Genomic DNA, 22,242 nt, shown 5'->3' on the forward strand with positions numbered 1-22,242 from the left:
TCCCCTTCAACGCGCGTCGATCGAAGGCCCGATCACTCTCCCCCCGGAGCGGCGCGATCGGCTTCGTGCAACGGGTTGGCCGACGGCAGGTGCAAGGTCAAGGCATTGTCTCCGATCTCGAGACGTCCGCCCGCGCCGTGTGCGAGGCTGTCGACCAGCCGCATCGAGAAGCCGAGGCTGAGGATCGCCGCGCCCGGCGCCTCGCCTTCGGGGCTGAAGCCGGGATCGAGAAGCTCGGCCGCGGAGGCGAACCGGATCGCGGCGGGGCGCACGACACGCAACTGCACCATGTCGCCGGGCGCCGCTTCCGCAACAAGCTGGCCGACGAGCGCGGCCCCTGGACCCGATATATCGACCAGCGCGGTCAGCAGCCGCCCGATCATCCGGCGCGCATTCGCATCGACGGCGCGCGCGGCGAACGAGCGCCCGACGCGCGACAGGCTGAGTTCGACCCGCTGCTGCGCGAGCAACGCGGCCAGATCGCTTTCGACCTGAACCAGAATGCTGTTGAGGTCGGCGATGTCGCCCGGTGCGGGCAGCGCCGGCGCCTGCCCGGCGCGCGCCGCGGCTTCGAGATCGTCGATGATCGCCTGCACCGCCGCGGAGTCGGCGACGATCTGGTCGGCCATCGCGCGATAGGATTGGCTGACCGGGCCGAACATCTGCCCCGAGATGATCTGAGCAAAGCCCGAGATCGCGTTGAGCGGGCTGCGCAATTCGTGGATGAGCTGACGGATCGAGTCGCCCGCGCCATCCGATTCCGGCGCACCATAGGGCGTCTCGTTGCGGTGTGGGCGGCGGGCGGTGCCGCGATAGCCGCGGAACTGGCCGGTCGCCGGATCGAACCAGGGCAAGGCCGAAAAGCGCCATTCGCCGGCCTCTTCGCGCGTCCCTTCCAGCATCATGCGCGCATTGACGATCTCGGCACGCTGGCGAAAGGCCCCGGCGGCGAGGCCGTCGGTCCCGGGTTCGCCGCCGAAGGCCGCCTCAGCAATCGAAAGCCCGACCACCGCGCCGCGCGTGACTCCGTCGACCCAATGGATCAGCCCGTCGGGGCCGGTCTCGAACAGGAAGCGCGTGCGTGGGGGCTTCGGCGCCGCCTGATGACGCGCCGCCTGAAAGCGGTCGATCCGGCGCACCAATTCGCTGATCTGGCTGGGCGCGACGCTGACGACGGGTTCTTCGCGGGATTCGGGCTGCGATTCGGAAGACGGCGCATTCTCAGGCACCGTTTCGCGCATTACGGTAATGGACTCGGCGACGGCCCCCTCGGGCCGCGGCAGGGCCATCGATGCGCTGCCGAGCGCGGCGAGCGCCCGCCGCGCCGCCTGCGGCAGGTCGGTGCGCCCTGCCAGGATCGACCGCGCGGTCGCGTCGGTCGCCGGCAACAGCGCCAGCCAGTCGGCTTCGGTCAGCCGCGCACCGCGCAGCATCGCGGCGGACACGGCGGGAACGTCATGCGCGTAGAGCGCGACGAGGGGGGCGAAGCGGCCGTGGCGCGCGATCGCCTTCGCGCAGTCGCGGCGAATCTTTTCCGGCACCTGCGGCCGCAGCACCGCAAGCGCATGGAGCGCGCGGCGCACATCGGATTCGGGGAGTTGATTGCCGCGCTGCGCGAGAATATCGGAGAGCTGACGCCAGGCCGCGATGCCGGCCCGACGGCTCGACGGCGCCTGACGCAATATGGTCGCGATCATCGAGTCAGCCGTCACGTCGAACCCGCCCCACACTCATTTCGTTGGTTAGCATTTTCTTAGCGGCTAGCGTGAATCCACCGGCCATGAAAGAGGCTTGGAACCCCGCGTCGCATTGTGGGACAATTGCATTCGGCTGAAATAATATTATGGTCACCGCAAGCTTGGAAAGCGGAAGTTACAAGATGGCGATCCAGAAGTTCGATCAGATCGATCTGCAAATTCTCGGTGAACTGCAGAAAAATGGGCGGATGACGAATGTCGAGTTGGCGCAGATGGTGGGGCTCACGGCCCCGCCCTGCCTGCGCCGCGTCCGTGCGCTCGAGGAAGCGGGGGTCATCCGATCCTATCACGCCGACCTCGATCCCGCGAAGCTCGGCTATGGCATCACCGTCTTTGCGATGGTCAGCCTGCGTAGCCAGGCCGAGGCCGATTTGAAGGCGTTCGAGGACTATGTCGGCCAGCTCGCCGAGGTCCGCGAATGCTATATGCTCAACGGTGAAATCGACTTCCTGCTCAAGGTCGTCGCGCGCGACCTTCAGAGCTTCCAGTCGTTCCTCACCGCGCACCTGACGTCGGCGCCAAACGTGACGAGCGTCAAGACGTCGCTGACGATTCGCACCGCGAAGCAGCTGGCGGGCATCCCGGTCGATACCTGACCGCAGGACTGATCGGTCCGGATAAGAGAAAGGGCGCCAACTGCGAGGTTGGCGCCCTTTTCATTTCATTCGCGAATCGCGACTCAGTCGCCGGTGGCAGGAGCCGCGGCCGGGGCCGCGCCGTTGCCCAGCTTGATCAGCCACAGGTTGGCGAGCGGCTTGCGCGAGCCGGCAACCTGCGCGAAGGTCGCCTGTGCGCCCGCCGTGTCGCCCGACAGGGCCTGCGCGACGCCCAGGCGATAGGTCCACAGATCCTTGTCGCCGCCGTTGAGCGCCGCCTTGTAGAGCGGGATCGCCTCGGCATAGCGGCCGTAGCCGACCATCGCATCGCCGGTGGCGCCCGCCACCTTCGGGTTGGACAGCGTCGACGGCTTCTGCGCATAGGCCGCGAGGGTCGATTCCTCGTCGCCGATCCGGTCCTTCTGGGCCTTGAAGGCCTCGTCGAAATTGGCGTCGGGGGTCGGGATCACCTTGCTCGCCCGGCCCTCCTTGATCAGCGAGACGACCTCGCCCGGAAGCGCCGCTTCGGTCGCCAGCGCCGTATATTCGAGATATTCGGCGCGCTGGAGCATCGCCTTGCTGGCGCGCATCAGGCGCAGCGTGTCGAGCGTCACATCCTTGGTCATGCCCGGCTGCTGCAACAGCACGAACAGCGTCTGCCGCCACACCTCGGGCGCGCTATAGTCGCGGAGGCGGAGCGCCAGCATCTCATTGGCCTCGGCGTCGCGCTTCGCGGCCTGGAGCGCCTTGATCGGCCGCACGTAAAGCTCGTCCGACGGCTGCTGTCCGGCGGCACGGGCGGCCTCGATCGTCGCCTTGGCGGTCGCGACGCCCTGATCGACCTGTCCGGCGTTCAGATAGCTGTCCATCAGCAGCAGGCCGAGTTGCGGCTCGGTCGAACCCGCGGCGCGGGCGGCCTCGAGCCGCTGGACGGCCTTCGGATAATCCTTTGCGCCATAGGCGAAGTTGCCGGCGAAGAAATTATAGGCGGCAAGGCTCTCGGGCGGGGTGATGCCCGAATCGAGCATCGCGTCGAGCCCCTGCCGCTGGAGCGACTGGTCCTTGTTCAGGATGCCGAGCTGCAATTGATAATAGGCCAGCCAATAGCGATCCTCGGTCGTCGATGCGGTGCCCTGCCCCTCGGTCAGCGCCGCCTGCAGCGCGGCGGCGTCCTTGGCGGCGGCGGCATCCATCATCTTCTTGACCGACGGCGTGAAGCCCTTGCTCGCGGAAATGCTGGTCCCCTTCGTCTCCTTCTTCGGCTTTTCCTTGGCCGCGGCAGGAAGGGGGGCGGTCGTCATCAGCGCGCAGCCCAGGACAGCGGCGATCGCCGTTGCGGGCATCGAGCGGAAACGGTTGAACATCAAGATCTCTCCTCTGAATCGGTTGCCTGGCCGATGATCCCGGGCGTAGCGGGGGCAGGCCGCGGTTCGATAACGCGGCTAAACCCCCTGCGTTGCCAAGGCAAGACGCCAGCATCGATATTTGCAGTGGAGGACGGCGGCTGAACGGGGTTTGAACCCGGTCCACCGATCAGCCGACGCCGTCGATCGCGCCGTGGATACGCCGCAGCACGGCGGGGTCGCCAGGCACGCCGGCCATTGCCTCTTCGGCGAGCTCGATCAGGGGAACGATGCCGAAGGTCGCCGCCAGCCCCTTGAGCCGCAACGCGGCGACGTGCCAGTTGGCGTCGCAGCGGGCGCGGAGCATCAGGTCGGCAAGGTCGCGCGCGCTGCCGGTGAAGGCCTGGCGCAGATCCATCATCATCGCCGCGTCGTCGCCGACCGCGGCCATCAGGTACCGATCGAGGGGGCCGCTATCGAACGACATTCCACAGCCCTGTCATGCCATGGTTAAGTTTCCGTTTCATGGTCGCCATTTGCTGCTAAGATGGAGGGATGGCAGGGGAAAAGAAGATCGTAGGGTTGTGGCGGGATTCCACGGAAAATCCGGCAGGCGGCGCCGAAGCGCCGGCCGCGCCGGACGCCGCCGCCGCGCCCGATGCGGCGACGCCGCAGGACGAAGCGTCGGCCGAGCGCGACTGGCTCGACCGGTCGGCGCTGATCGACAGCGAGACGATGGACGAAACCTCCGATCATGAATCCGGCGCGCGCCGGCGCGACCGCTTCGTCCCCGCGCTGCTGTGGGCGACAGGCCTCGGCTGGACGATCTTCGCCGCGGCCGCCGCGACCGATGGTTTCGCGCGCGCGCCGGCTTTTACCGAATGGTCCGCGCTGATCGCCACCATCGCGATGCCGCTGGCGCTGCTCGGCATCTTGTGGATGGCCTGGCTTCGCTCGGGACGCTCCGAACAGGCGCGCTTCGCGCATGTCGCGGCCGAGCTGCGCGAGGAAAACCGGGCGCTCAACGATTCGATGCAGGCGCTGGCCCGGCATCTTGCCGACGCGCAGCAACAGCTTTCGGATCAGGCGCGCACCGTGCAGCAGCTCGGACTCGATACCGTCGCGCGGCTGCACGAAAGCAGCGACCGGCTGGCGAGCAACGCCTCGGTGATCGCCAATGCGCACGACCAGCTTGCCCGTTCAGGCGATGTCGCGATGCAGCGCATGGACGGACTGCTCGCGGGCCTGCCGCGAATCGACGATGTGGCGCAGCGGCTCGCGGTGAATTTCCGCGAAGCCGGCCTCGTCGCGCATCAGCAGGGCGCCAACCTCGAAGCGCGGCTTGCCGCGCTGAGCGAGGAAAGCGCCCATGCGGCGCAGGTCGGTGAAGCGGCCGCCGCCAGCCTTCACGAAACGATCGGCGCCTTGCAGGCACAAACGAAAGAGACCGAGGCGAAGCTGCTGTTGGCGTCGGTGCAGGTCACCGAAGCGCAGGACGCTGCCCTGGCCCGGATGACCGACGGAAGCGCGGCGGCGCAGACGGCGCTCGAGACGGCGGTCGGCGCGATGGGCGCGCGGATGGCCGAGACGTGGGACGGGTTCCGCGACAGGCTCGCCGCCGCCGGACAGCAGATGGACGAGCGCCTTTCGGCAGCCCGCGACGCCGGCGATGCGATGGGCGCGCAGCTCGCCGCACATGGCGAGGCCAGCGAGGCGCTGGCCGCGCGGGTCAAGGCGCATGTGACCGAGATCGGCCAGCAGCTCGAGGTGCTCGATATCAGCGTCTCGGCCAGCACGGGCGTGATCGGCCGCGCGATCGACGACACCAAGGGGCAGCTTGCGACCTTCATGGCCACGGTCGAAAGCGGCAACGGATCGGCGCACCAGCTTATCGCGCATGCCGAATCGCTGCTGCTCGCGCTCGACGCCGTCACGCGCGAACTTGACGAGACGCTGCCGCACGCCCTCGACCGCCTAGGGGCGCACGGCAAGACGACGCAGGCAACGCTGGCGCAGATGCGCCCGATGCTCGAAGCCTCCGAAATGGTGGCGCAGTCGACGCTGTCGCACGTCAACGCCGTCCAGTCGGCGCTCGCGACCACCGAGGAGCGGATGGCGAGCCAGGCCGAAAGCCAGGAAGCGCTCGCCGGACGGATCAACGCCGTGCTGGCGGAAGCCGACGATGCGCTCGCGCGGCTGCGCGCCGGCGCGGACGCGTTCGCCGAACAGGGCGGCGCCCGGATGACCGCAACGCTCGACGAGGTGCGGACCACCGCCGAAGCCGCGGCCGCCGATGCGCGCCGGACGCTCGACGCGCTCGTCGCCGGCGCCCGCGAAACGATGACTGCCACCGCGACGGGCGCAATCGATGCCGCATTCAAGACCGAGGTGATGCAACAGCTCTCCGCGATCGAGGAGGCTTCGGCCCGCGCGGTATCGGCGGCGAACGGCGCCGCCGACCGGCTGATGCGGCAGCTCATCACGATCATGGACACCAGCGCCAGCGTCGAGCAGCGCGCCGTCGAGGCCGAACAGGCGATTGCCGCCTCCGACCGCGATTCGCTCGCCAAACAGGTCGGCGTGCTGACCGAGGCGCTGAAATCGACCGCGATCGACGTCACCAAGATCCTGTCGACCGAGGTCAGCGACACGGCCTGGGACGCCTATCTGAAGGGCGACCGCGGCGTCTTCGCCCGGCGCGCGGTCAAGCTGGTCGAGAATAGCGAAGCGAAGGAAATCCTGCGCCTTTACCAGAATGACGACGGGTTCCACGCCGCGGTGAACCAGTTCATCCACGATTTCGAGGCGATGCTCCGCCTGCTGCTCGGCGCGCGCGACGGGTCGGCGATCAGCGTCACCTTGCTCTCGTCCGACATCGGCAAGCTCTATGTCGCGCTCGCGCAGGCGATCGACCGGCTACGGGGCTGAACTCGCGTCGTTTGGGTAATGGCGCGGCTCGAAGAGAGCGTGTGCTCCCGCGTAGGCGGGAGCCCAGAGCGGCTATAGCATCGAGCCTTAAATCTGACCCGTCGTCCCGTTCGTGTCGAGCGAAGTCGAGACACCCATCTGTGTGGCGCAAGGCCGATGAGTGTCTCGACTTCGCTCGACACGAACGGATAAGGGGCGTTGCAGGCTTATGGCACGCCGCTCTAGAGCGGTTTTCGACCGTTTTGAATCGCTGAGGGATTTCCCTCTGGTCTGATTTGTGATTCAGAATCTGTGCTGGTGAAGGAGGCCGGCATGGATGGGTCACGCTCTGTCGATGGATTTGCGCACGCGGCTTCTGGCGGCGATTGATGGCGGGCTGAGTTGCCGAGGAGCGGCGGCGCGCTTTGGGGTTGCGCCATCGACAGCCATTCGCTGGCAGGCGCAGCGTCTGGAAACCGGCAGCTTCGCTCCCAAGCCGCAAGGCGGCGACATGCGATCCCGCCGAGTGGAGGAGCGGGCGGTCGACATTCTGGCCTTGTGGGAGGCGCGCAAGGACATCTCGCTCGAAGAGCTGCGCATTGCCTTGTCCGAAGCGGGCCTGACAGTGTCAGTTGCCGGACTGCACCGCTTCTTCGCGCGGCGGGGCATGACGCGCAAAAAGACTGGGCATGCCATCGAGCAAGACCGCCCCGACGTCCTGAGGCAGCGCCACGACTGGTTCGAGAACCAGGTCGATCTGGAGCCGGAACGCCTAGTGTTCATCGACGAGACGTGGACCGCCACCAACATGACCCGCAGCCACGGCCGTTGCGCTAGAGGCGAGCGGTTGCGGATGGGATACCCGCATGGCCATCGCAAGACCACCACGCTCGTCGCGGGCCTCCGCATGAGCGGCATGGTCGCGCCGATGGTGCTGGACGGCCCGATCAACGGGGACTGGTTCGAAGCCTATGTTGCGCAGGTTCTCGTGCCGGAACTGCGGCCTGGGGACATCGTCATCATGGACAATCTCTCGAGCCACAAGCGACCTGCGGTCCGTGAGCGGATCGAGGCGGCAGGGGCAACGTTGCGCTTCCTGCCGCCCTATAGTCCCGACTTCAACCCGATCGAGAAGGCCTTTTCCCGCCTCAAGGCCATGCTCCGAAAAGCAGGCGAGCGCACCGTTAGCGGCCTGTGGGGCCTCATCGGCAGGCTCGTCGACATCTTCCAGCCCGCCGAATGTGCCAACTACTTCAGCTCGTGCGGCTATGATCCAGACTGATCGAAAACCGCTCTAAAGCCAAGTTTGGCGTTTTGCCGCTCTGGGTCCCCGCCTTCGCGGGGACACGGCATATTCACTTTATTTATTGAAAAGCGGTCTGCCGATCGCTGGAGCGCCTCGCGGGCGGCGCGTCAGGCGCGGCCCGCGATCACGTCGGGATCGACCCAGCCCTGCTTGTACGCGATGTAGAAGGCGAGGAAGATGGCGGCGCTCAGCATCGTCATCTGGGCCAGCACGCGCAGCGGCCGGAAATGCGCCGGCGCACCCGGTTCCTGCCCCCTGACCAGCGGCACGGCGTCGTCACCGGCCCGCCGCCCGTGAAACGGCAGCACGAAGAAAGCGCTGAAGATCCACAGCAGAAAATAAATGGCGACGGCCGAGGTCCACTTCATCGCGTCGTCTTCCCCATCACAGATCGACGACCAGCACGTCGACGATCGGCTTCTTTCCGGTCCAGTCGGTCGCTACGCGGCGCACGGCGAGGCGGATCGCTTCCCTGAGCGCATCCGGGCTTCGCGCCGGACCGGTCGCGGCCTGCTCGGCCGCGTCGTTCATTTCGTCGAGGAAGGCGTCGCGCTCATCCTCGACCGGCACGCCGCGATAATGGATGCGGTTGTCGGCGAAGCGCCCGCCGTTGAACACGACCGCGACCGAAATCTGGCCGTTGATCGCCAGCTTGCGCCGTTCGTTGATCGTCTCGCCATCGGCGGGCAGGATCACGTCGCCGTCGAGGATCAGCCGCCCCGCGCGCACGCGCTCGACGATCCGCGCCGGCCCCGGCGCGAGCCGCACGAGGTCGCCATTTTCCTGCACCAGCGCATCGGGGACGCCGCGTTCGCGCGCGAAACGCGCCTGTTCGTGCATATGGCGGATTTCGCCGTGCACCGGCACGATCAGCTTCGGCCGCAGCCAGCCATAAAGCGCCGCGAGTTCGGGCTGGCCGGGGTGGCCGCTGACATGGATATGCGCCTGTTTCTCGGTGACGGTCAGCACGTCCTTTGCCGCGAGCTGGTTCATGATCCGCCCGATGGCGATCTCGTTGCCCGGAATCTGCTTCGAGGAGAAGACGACCGTGTCGCCCGCTTCGAGCTTGATCTGATGACCGTCGCCCGCCATGCGCGCAAGCGCCGCGCGCGGCTCGCCCTGCCCGCCGGTCGCGACCACCATCAGCTTGTCGCGCGGCAGCCGCATCGCCTCGTCGAAATCGACGGTGGGCGGGAAATCCTTGAGATAGCCGACCGCCCGGGCGACGCCGAGGATGCGGTCGAGCGAGCGCCCCGCGACGCACAGGCTGCGCCCCGTCGCCCGCGCGACATCGCCCAGCGTCTTGAGTCGCGCGGCGTTGGACGCGAAGGTCGTGACGACGACGCGGCCGCGCGCCGAACCCACCGCTTCGAGCAGGCCGTCGTGCAACGCGCCTTCGCTTCCCGACGCCTGCGCATTGAAGACGTTGGTCGAATCGCAGACGAGCACGTCGACGCCCTCGTCGCCGACCGCGGTCAGCGCGGCGGCGCTCGACGGCGTGCCGAGCACCGGATCGTCGTCGAGCTTCCAGTCGCCGGTGTGAAAGATGCGGCCGTAGGGCGTGTCGATCACCGCCGCGCTCATCTCGAGGATCGAATGCGCGAGGGGCATCAGGCGGATGCCGAAGGGGCCGAGTCGGAATTGCGCGTCGAGATCGACGGTGCGGATCTCGACCTCCTTCTCCAGCCCCTCCTCGGCCAGCTTGTGCGCGATCAGTCCGGCGGTGAAGCGATTGGCATAGAGCGGCACGCCGAGGTCGGCGGCGAGATAGGGAAGCGCGCCGATATGATCCTCGTGCCCGTGCGTCAGCACGATGCCGAGCAGGTCGGCCTTGCGATCTTCGATGAATTCGAGATCGGGCATGACGATGTCGATACCCGGATAATCGTGCGACCCGAAGGTCACGCCGAGGTCGAGCATGATCCACTTGCCGTCGCAGCCATAAAGGTTGGCGTTCATGCCGATCTCGCCCGATCCGCCGAGCGCGACGAAGAGCAGTTCCTTGCCGGGGGTCGTCATGCGTCCTGTCCTCGCTGGTGATAGAGGTGCATCAGGCCGTTCAGCGTCAGGTCGGGCTCGATATGGTCGAACAGATGCGCGTGCTGTTCGAACAGCGGCGCGAGTCCGCCGGTCGCGATGACGGTCATCGGCGCGCCGACCTCCGCCTTCATGCGCGCGATCAGGCCTTCGATCATCGCGACATAGCCCCAATAGACGCCGATCAGCATCTGGCTTTCGGTCGTGCGGCCGATGACGCTGGCGCTGGCCGGCGCCTCGATCGCGATGCGCGGCAGCTTGGCCGCCGCGGCGACCAGCGCCTCCAGCGACAGGTTGACGCCGGGCGCGATGATTCCGCCCATATAGGCGCCCTCCGGCCCGATATGATCGAAGGTGGTCGCGGTACCGAAGCTGACGACCAGCTTGTCCCGCCGCGGTGCGATGGCCTGCGCCGCGATGGCATTGCAGGCGCGGTCGGCCCCGACCGATTGCGGCTCGTCGACTCTGAGCGCGATGCCCCAGCTCACCGGATCGCGCCCGGCGATCAGCGCTTCGACCCCGAAATATTTCTGCGCGAGCAGGCGCAGATTATGCAACGCGCGCGGCACGACGGTCGAGATGATGACCGCGTCGATGGCGCGCCGGTCGCGCCCCTCGATGCGCAGCAACTGGTCGAGCCAGACCATATATTCGTCGGCGGTGCGGCGGTCGTCGGTCGCGATCCGCCAGCGCGCGAGCGGCTGCCCCGCCGCGCCGTCGTACAGCGCGAACTTGGCGTTGGTGTTGCCGACGTCGATTGCGAGCAGCATCGCTTACTCCCCTTCCCTGACCGGGCGGCGAAGCTCGACATCGCCCGCATGGATCAGCATGACCGTCCCGTCCGCGCCGCGCAAGCGCAGCGCCCCGTCGGGCGCGAGGCCGTCGAACGTCCCGTCGATGCCCTGTTCCGACACATGGAGCGGCGTTCCGACCGGATGGCCGAGCGGCAGCCAGGCGCGCACGATGCTGGGGACGCCTTCCTGTCGCCACGTCCACAACGCGTCCATCAGCGCCACCGCCAGCGCGTCGGCAAACCGGTCGCGGTCGATGGCGACGCCGCGGCTTGCAAAGGAAAAGGTCGGGCGATCCGGCAGATCGGGCGCGACGGCCAGATTGACGCCGATGCCGATCACCACGGTATCGCCCGCCCTTTCGAGCAGGATTCCCGAACATTTCGCGCCGTCGACGAGCAGGTCGTTCGGCCATTTGACCTGGATCGGAATCTGCGGCGCAAAGGCCGCGAGGGCCCGCGCCAGCGCGACCGCTGCGACCAGCGCCAACGTCGAGGCCGGCGGATCGGCGGCGGTCAGCCGCACCACGGTCGAGCCCATGAAATTGCCGAGCCCGTCGCCCCATGGCCGGCCGAGCCGCCCGTGTCCGGCGGTCTGGCGATCGGCGACCAGCCAATGGCCTTCGCCGACATGCTCGCCGCCTGCCAGCCGCGCCAGCAGGTCGGCATTGGTCGAACCTGTCTGCGCGATCCGCTCGATCGGCGGGATCAGAACAGCACCGATGCGGCGCCCGCCGCGGCCACCGCCAGCATCGGGATGAACAGATAGCCGATCACCGACAGCCACAGCGCGCTGACGCCGATCACCGCGCCCTCGATCCGCGATCCGTCGTTGCGGATCACCGCATCGGCCTCGTCGTCGAAGAACATCGTCTTGACGATCGCAATATAATAGAAGGCGCCGATCACCGACACGACCACCCCGGCCACCGCCAGCGGGACGAGCCCGGCGTTCACCGCGGCCTCGAACACCAGATACTTCGGCCAGAATCCGAACAGCGGCGGGATCGCAGCGAGGCTGAACAGGAACACCGCCATCGCCGCGGCGAGCCCCGGCTGGCGCTTCGACAGGCCGGCGTAGGCGGGAATGCTTTCCACCATGCGCCCATCGGCGTCGCGAAGCTGCATCACGAACAGGAACGCCCCGATCGTGGTGACGACATAGACGAGCAGATAGGTCAGCACCGCCTCGACCCCCTGCTGCGTCCCGGCGGCGAGGCCGATCAGCATGAAGCCGACGTTGTTGATCGACGAATAGGCAAGCAGGCGCTTGATATTCTTCTGCCCGATCGCGCCGACCGCGCCGAGGATGATCGAAGCGAGCGACAGGAAGATGATGATCTGCTGCCACGCGGCGAGCGCCGGGCCGGCCGATCCCATCGCGTCGATCACGACGCGCACGAGCAGCGCCATCGCCGCCACCTTGGGTGCGCTGGCGAACAGCGTCGTCACCGGGGTCGGCGCGCCTTCGTAGACGTCGGGCGTCCACATGTGGAACGGCACGGCGCTGATCTTGAACGCGAGGCCCGCGATCACGAAGACGATACCGAACAGCAGCCCGATGTTGATCCCGTCGCCCATCGCGCGCGCGATGCCGGCGAAATCGGTCGTGCCCGAGAAGCCGTAAAGCAGCGAGATGCCGAACAGCAGGAAGCCCGACGCCAGCGCGCCGAGGACGAAATATTTGAGCCCCGCCTCGCTCGACCGGTCGTCGCCGCGCATGAAGCTGGCGAGCACATAGGAGCCGAGGCTGTTGAGTTCGAGCCCGATATAGAGCGTCATCAGGTCGCGCGACGCGGCCATGATCCCCATGCCGAGCGTCGCGAAGACGATCAGCGCCGAATATTCGGCGCGCATGCCTTCGCCGAAATAGCGCGGCGCGATCGCGATGCAGACGAAGCTCGCGGCATAGATGATCAGCTTGGCGAAACCGCCGAAATCGTCGACCGCGAGGGTTCCCGAAAAGACCGAGGCCTGGGTCCCGAACAGCGCCACCACAGCAGCCGCGCCGGCAGCCAGCGTCAGCAGCGACGCAAGCTGGTAGAGCCCGACCCGGCGGTCGCCGCCGAACGTACCGAGCAGCAGCGTGACCAGCCCGCCGATCGTCAGGATCAGCTCGGGCCAGATGAGAGCGAGATCGGCGGTCATTGCACGCCTCCCGCATGGTGTGCGTCGCCCGTTGCGGCGGCTTTCGGCTTGGCGGCGGCAAGCTGCGCGTCGCCCGCGGGCTTGGTCGGGGCCAGCCGCGCGACCACCGTCGTCACGTCACCACGCATCGGCGCGAGGAAGCTTTCGGGATAGACGCCCATCCATAGCGTCACCGCGGCCAGCGGCACGAAGATCGCCCATTCGCGCGGATTGAGGTCGGGCATCGCCTTCACATCGTCCTTGGTCAGTTCGCCGAACACGACGCGGCGGTAGAGGTAAAGCATATAGGCGGCGCCGAGGATGATGCCCGTGGTGCACGCCAGCGCGGCCCAGCTCGACGCCTCATAGAGGCCGGCAAGGCTCAGGAATTCGCCGACGAAGCCGCTGGTCCCCGGCAGGCCGATCGACGCCATGGTGAACAGCAGGAAGAACAGCGCATAGGCCGGCATGTTCACCGCAAGCCCGCCGTAGCGGTCGATCTCGCGCGTGTGCAGCCGGTCATAGATGACACCGACGCAGAAGAAGAGCGCGGCCGACACGACGCCGTGGCTGAGCATGACGATCAGCGCGCCCTCGATCCCCTGCTGGTTGAAGGCGTAGAGGCCAGCGGTGACGATCGCCATGTGCGCGACCGACGAATAGGCGATCAGCTTCTTCATGTCGCTCTGCACCAGCGCGACGAGGCTGGTGTAGATCACCGCGACCATCGACAGCCCGAAGATCAGCCACATGAACTGTGCCGAGGCGTCGGGGAACATCGGCATCATGAAGCGCAGGAAGCCATAGCTGCCCATCTTCAGCAGCACGCCCGCCAGGATCATCGACCCCGCCGTCGGTGCCTGGACGTGCGCGTCGGGCAACCAGGTGTGAACCGGCCACATCGGCATCTTGACCGCCATGCTGGCGAAGAAGGCGAGCCACAGCCAGGTCTGCATCTCCGGCGGGAAGTCGTAGTTGAGCAGCACCGGGATTTCGGTCGTCCCCGCCTCGCGGATCATCGCGATCATCGCGAGCAGCATCAGCACCGACCCGAGCAGCGTGTAGAGGAAGAATTTGTAAGCCGCGTAACGGCGGTTCGCTCCGCCCCAGATGCCGATGATCAGATACATCGGGATCAGCACGCCTTCGAAGAAGATGTAGAAGAGCAGCAGGTCCTGCGCCACGAAGACGCCGATCATGATCACTTCCATGATCAGGAACATCGCCATGTAGAGCCCGACGCGCTCCTTGACCGATTCCCAGCTCGCGAGGATGCACAGCGGCATCAGGAAAGCGCTGAGCACGACCAGCATCATCGCGACGCCATCGACGCCGAGCGCCCACTGGAAGCGGCCGAACAGGTCGGCGCGTTCGACGAACTGCCACTGCGCGCCGCCGATGTCGAACTGCGTCCACATCAGCACCGCGAGCGCGAAGTCGAGCAGCGTCGCCGCGAGCGCGACCTGGCGTGCAGGCCGCGCCTCCAGGAACAGGCAGAGGATGGCGGCGACCATGGGGATCGCCAGCATCAGCGACAGGATGGGAAGCCCGCTCACAGGAAATTCACCATGGCCCAGCTGGCGAGGCCGACAAGACCGAGCAGCATCACGAACGCATATCCATAAACATAACCCGATTGCAGCCGGACCGCGAGCCGCGTGCCCCCCTCGACGAGCGCCGCGGCGCCATCGGGACCGAAGCGGTCGATGGTGCCCTCATCTCCCCCCTTCCAGAAGAAGCGGCCGATCGCGAAGGCGGGCTTCACGAACAGGATGTCGTAAAGCTCGTCGAAATACCATTTGTTGTACAGGAAGCGGTGCAGCAGCTTGAACTGCGCGACGAACTTCTCCGGCAGGCTGGTGTCGCGGATATAGCTGTTCCACGCGAGGAACAGGCCGATCGCCATGACCGTGAACGGCATCCACTTGACCCACAGCGGCACCTCGTGCGCGGCGTGCATCAGATGCTCGTCGAAGAACAGGCTGCCCTTCCAGAAGGCCGCGCCTTCCTCCGGATAGATGAACTGGTGGTGGAAGAGGATGCCGGCGAACACCGCGCCGAGCGACAGCACCACCAGCGGGATCAGCATCGACAGCGGGCTTTCGTGCGGATGATAGCCCGCGGTGCCGTCGCCGTGCGCTTCATGATGATGCGCGTGATCGTCGTGGCCGTAGCCATGATCGTCGTGCACCGCGTGCTGGATATGCTCGCTCTGCTCCCAGCGCGGCTTGCCGTGAAAGGTCAGGAAGACGAGCCGCCACGAATAGAAGCTGGTGAGCAACGCGGCGAAGATGCCGACCCAGAAGGCGATGACGCCACCGCCGCCCGACGCGAAGGCCGCCTCGAGGATGCCGTCCTTCGAATAGAAGCCGGCGAAGCCCGCGACGCCCGCGATCCCGACGCCGGTGATCGCCAGCGTCCCCGCCATCATCGCCCAATAGGTGAGCGGGATATGCTTACGGAGCGCGCCGTAATAGCGCATGTCCTGTTCATGGTGCATCGCGTGGATGACGCTGCCCGCGCCCAGGAACAGCAGCGCCTTGAAGAAGGCGTGCGTGAACAGGTGGAACATCGCCGCGCCATAGGCACCGACGCCCGCCGCGAAGAACATGTAGCCGAGCTGCGAACAGGTCGAATAGGCGATGACGCGCTTGATGTCCCATTGCGTCGTGCCGACCGTCGCGGCGAACAGGCAGGTCGCGGCGCCGACGAAGGTCACGACGCCGAGCGCGACCGGCGCCGCCTCGAACATCGGCGACAGGCGGCACACCATGAACACGCCCGCCGTTACCATCGTCGCGGCGTGGATCAGCGCCGACACCGGGGTCGGGCCCTCCATCGCGTCGGGAAGCCAAGTGTGCAGCCCGAGCTGCGCCGACTTGCCCATCGCGCCGATGAACAGCAGCAGGCAGAGCACGGTCATCGTGTCGAGCCGCATGCCGAGGAAACCGATCGTCGTGCCCGCCATGCCCGGCGCGGCGTCGAGGATCGCGGGGATCGACACGGTGCCGAACACCAGGAAGGTGCCGAAGATGCCGAGCATGAAACCGAGGTCGCCGACGCGGTTGACGACGAACGCCTTGATCGCCGCGGCGTTGGCGCTCGGCTTCTTGTGCCAGAAGCCGATCAGCAGATAGGAGGCGAGACCGACGCCCTCCCAGCCGAAGAACATCTGGACGAGGTTGTTCGCGGTCACCAGCATCAGCATCGCGAAGGTGAACAGCGACAGATAGGCGAAGAAGCGCGGCTGGTCCGGGTCCTCGGCCATATAGCCCCAGCTGTAAAGATGGACGAGCGCCGACACCGTCGTCACCACCACCAGCATCACCGCGGTCAGCGTGTCGACGCGCAATTCCCAGTTGAACTGGAGCGCGCCCGACTGGACCCAGTGCAGCACCGGCGTCACGCTCGCCTCGCCCGTTCCCGCGACGAAGGAGAGGAAGATCGGCCAGCTGAGCACGCAGCTCGCGAACAGCGCGCCCGTCGTGATGATTTTCGACGGCACATTGCCGATCACGCGCTGGCCCAGCCCTGCGACGAGAGCCGCGAGCAGCGGCAGGAAAACGATAGCCTGGATCACCGGCTTACCCCTTCATCCGGTTGGCATCGTCGACGGCAATGGTGCCGCGGCCGCGGAAATAGATGACGATGATCGCGAGCCCGATCGCGGCTTCGCCCGCGGCGACGGTCAGCACGAACATCGCGAAGACCTGCCCGACCAGATCGCCGAGCGCGGCGCTGAACGCGACGAGATTGATGTTCACCGCGAGCAGGATCAGTTCGATCGCCATCAGGATGACGATGATGTTCTTGCGGTTGATGAAGATGCCGAGCACGCCGAGCGTGAACAGCACCGCCGAAACGGCAAGATAATGGCCGACCGAAATCACAGTTCCATCCCCTGCCCGACGCCCGGATCGACCAGCCGCGTCGCTTCCCACGGGCGGCGGCGGTTCTGCGCGGCGATGTTCTGGTTGCGCGTGCCGCCGCGCCGGCGATGCGTCAGCGCGATCGCGCCGACCATCGCGACGAGCAGGATCAGGCCCGCCGCCTCGAACAGGAAGATGTAGCGCGTGTAGAGCAGTTCGCCGATCTGCTGGATATTGCTTGTATCGCTTGCGATCGGCGCGGCGCGATTGGCGAGGTCGATCCCGCCCGCGCTCCATGCCCCGACGGCAAAGACCAGTTCGGCGGCGAGGATGATCGCGACGAGCGCGCCCAGCGGCAGATAGCGCACGAAACCGGCGCGCAGTTCGGCGAAATCGATGTCGAGCATCATCACGACGAACAGGAACAGCACCGCGACCGCGCCGACATAGACGATGACGAGCAGCATCGCGATGAACTCGGCCCCCGCGAGCAGCATCAGTCCTGCCGCGTTGAAGAAGGCGAGGATCAGCCACATGACGCTGTGGACCGGGTTGCGCGCGAGGATCACCATCGCGGCCGCGGCGATGGTGACGGTTGCGAAGAGATAGAAGGCGATGAGCTGAATCATGTCCGCGCGCCCTTACCGATAGGGCGCGTCGGCGGCAAGATTGGCCGCGATCGCGCGCTCCCATTTGTCGCCGTTGGCGAGCAGCTTGGCCTTGTCATAGAGCAGTTCCTCGCGCGTTTCGGTCGCGAATTCGAAGTTCGGCCCCTCGACGATCGCATCGACCGGGCAGGCTTCCTGGCAGAAACCGCAATAGATGCACTTGGTCATATCGATGTCGTAGCGCGTCGTGCGGCGCGACCCGTCGTCGCGCGGTTCTGCCTCGATCGTGATCGCCTGCGCCGGGCAGACCGCTTCGCACAGCTTGCACGCGATGCAGCGCTCTTCGCCGTTCGGATAGCGGCGCAACGCATGCTCGCCGCGGAACCGGGGCGACAGCGGATTCTTCTCGAAGGGATAGTTGATCGTCGCCTTCGGCTTGAAGAAATATTTGAGCGTCAGCCAGTGCGCCTGCACGAACTCCCACAGGGTGAAGGTTCTGACGAGATGGGCGATGTTACTCATGAATACCTCGTCAGCATCAGATAGCCGGACACCAGGAACACCCAGAAGAGCGAGATCGGCAGGAAGACCTTCCAGCCCAGCCGCATGAGCTGGTCGTAGCGGTAACGCGGGACGGTCGCCTTCACCCAGGAAAAGACGAAGAAGAAGAAGAAGATCTTCGCGAACAGCCAGATCCAGCCGGGCACGGCATAGAGCGGCGCCCAGTCGATCGGCGGCAGCCAGCCACCCCAGAACAGGATCGCGTTGAGCGCGCACATCAGCAGCACATTCGCATATTCTCCGAGCCAGAACAGCGCGAAGCTCATCGACGAATATTCGGTCTGATAGCCCGCGACGAGCTCGCTTTCGGCCTCGGTCAGGTCGAACGGCGTGCGCGCGGTCTCGGCCAGCGACGAGATGAAGAACAGCACCGCGAGCGGGAAGAGCAGCAGGTTGAAGCCGAAGGCGTTGACCAGCCCAAGCCCGTGCCCCTGCTGCGCCTTGACGATCTCATTGAGGTTGAAGCTGTCGGCGAACAGCACGACGCCGATCAGGATGAAACCGATCGACACTTCATAGGAAATCATCTGCGCCGACGCGCGAAGCGCGGAAAAGAAGGGGTATTTGGAGTTCGACGACCAGCCCGACAGGATGACGCCATAGACGCCGAGCGACGAGATGGCGAGGATGTAGAGCAGCCCGATATTGATGTCGGCGAGCACCGCGCCCGAATTGAACGGGATCACCGCCCACGCCATCAGCGCCACCGTGAAGGTGATGATCGGCGCGATCAGGAACAGGCCGCGGTTGGCGCCCGACGGGATGATCGTTTCCTGGAGGAACACCTTGAGTCCGTCGGCGAAGCTCTGGAGCAGGCCGAAAGGTCCGACGACGTTCGGCCCGCGCCGCAGCGCCATCGCCGCCCAGATCTTGCGGTCGGCATAGATGATCATCGCCACCGCGAGCATCAGCGGCAGCGCGATCAGCAGGATGCCGCAGATGGTGGCAAGCCCCCACGCCCATTCGTAGGACAGGCCGAGATTCTGGAAAAACTCGGTCATTCTGCCGCCTCCGCAAAATCGACGCCGTGGAGCAGTTCGTCCGAGCAGCGCTGCATCGTCGGCGAGGCGCGGCAGATGGCGTTGGTCAGGTAGAAATCCTTGATCGGCGACGGAATTTCGCGCGCCTCGGGCTTGGCGGGCAGCTTGGGTAAGTCATTAAAGTCTTCTGGCCAGCCGTAATCGACCAGCCCTTCGATACCCAGTTCCGGCACCGCCGCAATCATCGCCGCGCGGCACTCGTCAAAGCTGTCGAAGCCGACCGAAACGCCCAGCGCGTCGGCGAGGGCGCGGAAGATGCTCCAGTCCTCGCGCGCGTCGCCGGGCGCGAACACCGCCTTGTCGCTGCGCTGGACGCGGCCCTCGGTGTTGACCGTGGTGAAATCCTTCTCGGTCCACGCCGCGGCGGGCAGGATGACGTCGGCGGCGTGCGCGCCCTTGTCGCCGTGATGGCCGACATAGACCTTCAGCGTTCCATCGAACGCCGCGAAATCGACGTCGTCGGCGCCAAGGAAGAAGGCCAGCTTCGGCTTGGCCGCGATCACGTCGTTGATGCCGCCCGGCTGCGAATAGCCGAGCATCAGCGCGCCCATGCGCGCGGCGGAGAAATGGACGACGTTGAAGCCGTTCCAGCCGTCCCTGACCGCGTTCACGCTCCTGGCGAGTGCGAGGCCGGCGCCGTGGACGCCGGGCACCGACAGCGCGCCGCCGCCGAATATGAGCATCGGCCGCTCGGCGCCCTTCAGCGCATCGAGCGCCGCCTTGGGCAGCTTCGCGACGAGCGAGGCGTCGTTGCCAAGCCATTCGACCTTGTAGGTCAGGTCGATCTCGGGCCCGATGCCGAACACCTTCGCGCCCTTCTTGTACACCGCCTTGCGGACGCGCGTATTGATGAGCGGCGCTTCCCAGCGCAGGTTGGTGCCGACGAGCAGGATCACGTCGGCATTCTCCGCCTCGGCGATCGTCGTGTTGAAATTGACCGCCGACAGGCTGGTGACGTCATAGGCAAGCCCGGTCTGGCGCCCCTCGAACAGATGGCCGCCGAGCGCGGTCACCAGCGCCTTCGCCGCGAACATCGTCTCGCAGTCGGCCATGTCGCCCGCGATTGCCGCGACCGAAGCACCGGCATTCGCGGCCCTGATCGCCTCGAACGCCTCGGCCCAGCTCGCCTCGACGAGCTGGCCGTCCTTGCGGACATAGGGACGGTCCAGGCGGCGACGGATCAGGCCGTCGACATGGTGGCGCGTCTTGTCGCTCGCCCATTCCTCGTTCACGTCGTCGTTGACGCGCGGCAGCACGCGCAGCACCTGTCGCCCGCGGCTGTCGATGCGGACGTTGGTGCCGACAGCATCGCTCATGTCGATGCCGAGCGTCTTGGTCAGCTCCCACGGCCGCGCCTCGAACGCATAGGGCTTGCTGGTCAGCGCGCCGACCGGGCAGAGATCGACGACGTTGCCCGAAAGCTCGCTCGCGACCGCACGCTCCAGATAGGAGGTGATCTGCATATTCTCGCCGCGATAGAGGGCGCCGATATCCTCGACCCCCGCGACCTCTTCCGCGAAACGGACGCAGCGCGTGCACTGGATGCAGCGGGTCATGATCGTCTTGACGATCGGCCCCATATATTTCTCGGTCACCGCGCGCTTGTTCTCGTGAAAGCGCGATCCGCCGCGGCCGTAGGCGACCGCCTGATCCTGCAGGTCGCATTCGCCGCCCTGGTCGCAGATCGGGCAGTCGAGCGGATGGTTGATGAGCAGGAACTCCATCACCCCTTCGCGCGCCTTCTTGACCATCGGGCTGTCGGTGCGGATGATCTGCCCGTCGGATGCGGGCAGCGCGCACGATGCCTGCGGCTTCGGCGGCCCCGGCGACACCTCGACCAGGCACATGCGGCAATTGCCGGCGATCGACAGCCGCTCATGATAGCAGAAGCGCGGGATTTCCTTCCCCGCCATCTCGCACGCCTGCAGGACCGTCGCGCCCTGTGGAACATCGAGTTCGATGCCGTCTACGGTTACTTTAGGCATTATTCCGCGGCCTCCATCATGCCGCCATTTTCGCGGATACGGCGCTCCAGTTCGGGGCGGAAATGGCGGATCAGGCCCTGGATCGGCCACGCCGCCGCGTCGCCCAGCGCGCAGATGGTGTGGCCTTCGACCTGCTTGGTCACGTCGAACAGCGTGTCGATCTCATCGATCGTCGCGTCGCCGGTGCGCAGGCGTTCCATCACGCGCCACATCCAGCCGGTGCCCTCGCGGCACGGGGTGCACTGGCCGCAGCTTTCGTGCTTGTAGAAATAGCTGATGCGGCTGATCGCCTGGACGACGTCGGTCGACTTGTCCATCACGATCGCGGCGGCGGTGCCGAGGCCCGACCCGAGCGCCTTCAGCCCGTCGAAATCCATCGGCGCGTCCATGATCTCGGCCGCCGGGACCAGCGGCACCGACGATCCGCCGGGGATCACCGCGAGCAGATTGTCCCAGCCGCCGCGGATGCCGCCGCAATGTTTTTCGATCAGTTCGCGGAAGGTGATGCCCATCTCTTCCTCGACCACGCACGGCCGCTCGACATGGCCGCTGATCTGGAAAAGCTTGGTGCCCTTGTTGTTTTCGCGCCCGAAGCTCGCGAACCACGCCGCGCCGCGGCGCAGGATCGTCGGCACGACCGCGATGCTCTCGACATTGTTGACCGTCGTCGGACAGCCATAGAGGCCCGCGCCCGCCGGGAACGGCGGTTTCAGGCGCGGCTGCCCCTTCTTGCCTTCGAGGCTTTCGATCATCGCGGTTTCTTCGCCGCAGATATAGGCGCCGGCGCCGCGGTGGACGAAGACGTCGAAGTCGTAGCCCGATTTCGCGGCATTCTTGCCGAGCAGGCCGGCGTCATACGCCTCCTGCACCGCGGCGAAGAGCGTTTCGGCCTCGCGGATGAACTCGCCGCGAATGTAGATATAGGCCGCGCGCGCGCGCATCGCATAGCCGGCGATCAGCGCGCCCTCGATCAGCTTGTGCGGATCGTGGCGGATGATCTCGCGGTCCTTGCACGACCCCGGCTCGGATTCGTCGGCGTTGATGACGAGGAAGCTCGGACGATCCTCGCGCGGCTCCTTGGGCATGAACGACCATTTGAGCCCCGTGGGGAAGCCCGCGCCGCCGCGTCCGCGCAGGCCCGACGCCTTGACCTCCTCGATGATCGCGTCCTGGCCGCGCTTCAGCAGATCCTTGGTCTTGTCCCAATCCCCGCGCGCCTGCGCGGCCTTCAGGTTCCACGGCTGGAACCCGTAGAGGTTGGTAAAGATGCGATCCTTGTCGGCGAGGCTCATGCGTCCCCTCCTGCCGCATCGTCA

The 22,242-nt window shown here is 66.4% G+C and carries 19 protein-coding genes; 3 read left to right on the forward strand and 16 right to left on the reverse strand.

The annotated features are described in order from the left end of the window. Positions 1-32 precede the first annotated feature (32 nt). Positions 33-1,712 carry a histidine kinase dimerization/phospho-acceptor domain-containing protein gene (locus AC2S9W_RS13880; protein WP_286749658.1) on the reverse strand — a complete coding sequence of 560 codons (1,680 nt, stop codon included), beginning with the start codon at positions 1,710-1,712 and terminating at the stop codon, positions 33-35. Between the two features lie 167 nt (positions 1,713-1,879). Here AC2S9W_RS13880 and AC2S9W_RS13885 point away from each other — a divergent pair, with 167 nt between their 5' ends. Then, the gene (locus AC2S9W_RS13885; protein ID WP_104959667.1) at positions 1,880-2,353 is read left to right on the forward strand and encodes an Lrp/AsnC family transcriptional regulator; all 474 of its coding nucleotides are present in this window, start codon (positions 1,880-1,882) and stop codon (positions 2,351-2,353) included. An 83-nt stretch (positions 2,354-2,436) separates the two neighbouring features. Here AC2S9W_RS13885 and AC2S9W_RS13890 read toward each other — a convergent pair whose 3' ends face one another. Both AC2S9W_RS13890 and AC2S9W_RS13895 read right to left on the reverse strand, forming a co-directional pair. Further along, entirely contained in the window at positions 2,437-3,717 is a 1,281-nt protein-coding gene (locus AC2S9W_RS13890; RefSeq protein WP_076075319.1) for a hypothetical protein, read from the reverse strand. A 169-nt stretch (positions 3,718-3,886) separates the two neighbouring features. After that, complete coding sequence (locus tag AC2S9W_RS13895; RefSeq protein WP_076075317.1) at positions 3,887-4,183, reverse strand: Hpt domain-containing protein; 297 nt, start codon at positions 4,181-4,183, stop codon at positions 3,887-3,889. A 68-nt stretch (positions 4,184-4,251) separates the two neighbouring features. Between AC2S9W_RS13895 and AC2S9W_RS13900 the strand changes: the two genes are divergently transcribed. Next, positions 4,252-6,624, forward strand: a complete 2,373-nt coding sequence (locus AC2S9W_RS13900; protein ID WP_076075315.1) for a hypothetical protein — start codon at positions 4,252-4,254, stop codon at positions 6,622-6,624. A 316-nt stretch (positions 6,625-6,940) separates the two neighbouring features. Further along, positions 6,941-7,885, forward strand: a complete 945-nt coding sequence (locus tag AC2S9W_RS13905) for an IS630 family transposase (RefSeq protein WP_486570737.1) — start codon at positions 6,941-6,943, stop codon at positions 7,883-7,885. 131 nt (positions 7,886-8,016) lie between these two features. On the opposite strand, the gene AC2S9W_RS13910 is transcribed toward AC2S9W_RS13905, so the two are convergent. The 13 genes from AC2S9W_RS13910 to nuoF are packed head-to-tail and all read right to left on the reverse strand — an operon-like array spanning position 8,017 to position 22,218. Further along, the gene (locus AC2S9W_RS13910) at positions 8,017-8,277 is read right to left on the reverse strand and encodes a DUF1467 family protein (RefSeq protein ID WP_076075313.1); all 261 of its coding nucleotides are present in this window, start codon (positions 8,275-8,277) and stop codon (positions 8,017-8,019) included. A gap of 16 nt (positions 8,278-8,293) precedes the next feature. Next, a complete protein-coding gene (locus AC2S9W_RS13915) occupies positions 8,294-9,928 on the reverse strand; it encodes a ribonuclease J (protein ID WP_076075312.1) in 1,635 nt (544 codons plus the stop codon). Beyond that, positions 9,925-10,716 (reverse strand): type III pantothenate kinase, encoded by a 792-nt coding sequence (locus AC2S9W_RS13920; protein ID WP_076075310.1) that lies wholly within the window; start codon positions 10,714-10,716, stop codon positions 9,925-9,927. The genes AC2S9W_RS13915 and AC2S9W_RS13920 overlap by 4 nt, the downstream gene beginning before the upstream one ends. Positions 10,717-10,719: 3 nt before the next feature. Continuing rightward, entirely contained in the window at positions 10,720-11,523 is an 804-nt protein-coding gene (locus AC2S9W_RS13925) for a biotin--[acetyl-CoA-carboxylase] ligase (protein WP_083675083.1), read from the reverse strand. Then, positions 11,445-12,884 (reverse strand): NADH-quinone oxidoreductase subunit NuoN, encoded by a 1,440-nt coding sequence (gene nuoN, locus AC2S9W_RS13930; RefSeq protein ID WP_104959668.1) that lies wholly within the window; start codon positions 12,882-12,884, stop codon positions 11,445-11,447. The genes AC2S9W_RS13925 and nuoN overlap by 79 nt, the downstream gene beginning before the upstream one ends. Further along, positions 12,881-14,419 carry an NADH-quinone oxidoreductase subunit M gene (locus AC2S9W_RS13935; protein WP_076075307.1) on the reverse strand — a complete coding sequence of 513 codons (1,539 nt, stop codon included), beginning with the start codon at positions 14,417-14,419 and terminating at the stop codon, positions 12,881-12,883. The genes nuoN and AC2S9W_RS13935 overlap by 4 nt, the downstream gene beginning before the upstream one ends. Continuing rightward, positions 14,416-16,443 (reverse strand): NADH-quinone oxidoreductase subunit L, encoded by a 2,028-nt coding sequence (gene nuoL / locus AC2S9W_RS13940; protein WP_486571032.1) that lies wholly within the window; start codon positions 16,441-16,443, stop codon positions 14,416-14,418. The genes AC2S9W_RS13935 and nuoL overlap by 4 nt, the downstream gene beginning before the upstream one ends. A 4-nt stretch (positions 16,444-16,447) precedes the next feature. Beyond that, the gene (nuoK, locus tag AC2S9W_RS13945; protein WP_067106636.1) at positions 16,448-16,753 is read right to left on the reverse strand and encodes an NADH-quinone oxidoreductase subunit NuoK; all 306 of its coding nucleotides are present in this window, start codon (positions 16,751-16,753) and stop codon (positions 16,448-16,450) included. Further along, entirely contained in the window at positions 16,750-17,361 is a 612-nt protein-coding gene (locus AC2S9W_RS13950) for an NADH-quinone oxidoreductase subunit J (RefSeq protein ID WP_067112172.1), read from the reverse strand. The genes nuoK and AC2S9W_RS13950 overlap by 4 nt, the downstream gene beginning before the upstream one ends. Before the next feature lie 12 nt (positions 17,362-17,373). Beyond that, positions 17,374-17,862, reverse strand: coding sequence for an NADH-quinone oxidoreductase subunit NuoI (gene nuoI, locus AC2S9W_RS13955; protein ID WP_067183557.1), 489 nt, complete (start codon positions 17,860-17,862; stop codon positions 17,374-17,376). Further along, positions 17,859-18,902: an NADH-quinone oxidoreductase subunit NuoH gene (nuoH, locus tag AC2S9W_RS13960; RefSeq protein ID WP_076075304.1), complete on the reverse strand. Its 1,044-nt coding sequence runs from the start codon at positions 18,900-18,902 to the stop codon at positions 17,859-17,861. Before nuoH ends, nuoI begins: the two co-directional genes overlap by 4 nt. Next, positions 18,899-20,926 carry an NADH-quinone oxidoreductase subunit NuoG gene (gene nuoG, locus AC2S9W_RS13965; protein WP_076075303.1) on the reverse strand — a complete coding sequence of 676 codons (2,028 nt, stop codon included), beginning with the start codon at positions 20,924-20,926 and terminating at the stop codon, positions 18,899-18,901. Before nuoG ends, nuoH begins: the two co-directional genes overlap by 4 nt. Beyond that, a complete protein-coding gene (gene nuoF / locus AC2S9W_RS13970; protein WP_104959669.1) occupies positions 20,926-22,218 on the reverse strand; it encodes an NADH-quinone oxidoreductase subunit NuoF in 1,293 nt (430 codons plus the stop codon). The genes nuoG and nuoF overlap by 1 nt, the downstream gene beginning before the upstream one ends. Positions 22,219-22,242: the final 24 nt, after the last annotated feature.

It is taken from the genome of Sphingopyxis sp. 550B (genome assembly GCF_057401805.1).

Bases quoted from the DNA above. Each gene is read 5' to 3' on its own strand.
- AC2S9W_RS13885 (WP_104959667.1), top strand. From the start codon at position 1,880: ATGGCGATCCAGAAGTTCGATCAGATCGATCTGCAAATTCTCGGTGAA.
- AC2S9W_RS13890 (WP_076075319.1), bottom strand. From the start codon at position 3,717: ATGTTCAACCGTTTCCGCTCGATGCCCGCAACGGCGATCGCCGCTGTC.
- AC2S9W_RS13895 (WP_076075317.1), bottom strand. From the start codon at position 4,183: ATGTCGTTCGATAGCGGCCCCCTCGATCGGTACCTGATGGCCGCGGTC.
- AC2S9W_RS13900 (WP_076075315.1), top strand. From the start codon at position 4,252: ATGGCAGGGGAAAAGAAGATCGTAGGGTTGTGGCGGGATTCCACGGAA.
- AC2S9W_RS13905 (WP_486570737.1), top strand. From the start codon at position 6,941: ATGGGTCACGCTCTGTCGATGGATTTGCGCACGCGGCTTCTGGCGGCG.
- AC2S9W_RS13910 (WP_076075313.1), bottom strand. From the start codon at position 8,277: ATGAAGTGGACCTCGGCCGTCGCCATTTATTTTCTGCTGTGGATCTTC.
- AC2S9W_RS13915 (WP_076075312.1), bottom strand. From the start codon at position 9,928: ATGACGACCCCCGGCAAGGAACTGCTCTTCGTCGCGCTCGGCGGATCG.
- AC2S9W_RS13920 (WP_076075310.1), bottom strand. From the start codon at position 10,716: ATGCTGCTCGCAATCGACGTCGGCAACACCAACGCCAAGTTCGCGCTG.
- nuoN (WP_104959668.1), bottom strand. From the start codon at position 12,884: ATGACCGCCGATCTCGCTCTCATCTGGCCCGAGCTGATCCTGACGATC.
- AC2S9W_RS13950 (WP_067112172.1), bottom strand. From the start codon at position 17,361: ATGATTCAGCTCATCGCCTTCTATCTCTTCGCAACCGTCACCATCGCC.
- nuoI (WP_067183557.1), bottom strand. From the start codon at position 17,862: ATGAGTAACATCGCCCATCTCGTCAGAACCTTCACCCTGTGGGAGTTC.
- nuoH (WP_076075304.1), bottom strand. From the start codon at position 18,902: ATGACCGAGTTTTTCCAGAATCTCGGCCTGTCCTACGAATGGGCGTGG.
- nuoG (WP_076075303.1), bottom strand. From the start codon at position 20,926: ATGCCTAAAGTAACCGTAGACGGCATCGAACTCGATGTTCCACAGGGC.
- nuoF (WP_104959669.1), bottom strand. From the start codon at position 22,218: ATGAGCCTCGCCGACAAGGATCGCATCTTTACCAACCTCTACGGGTTC.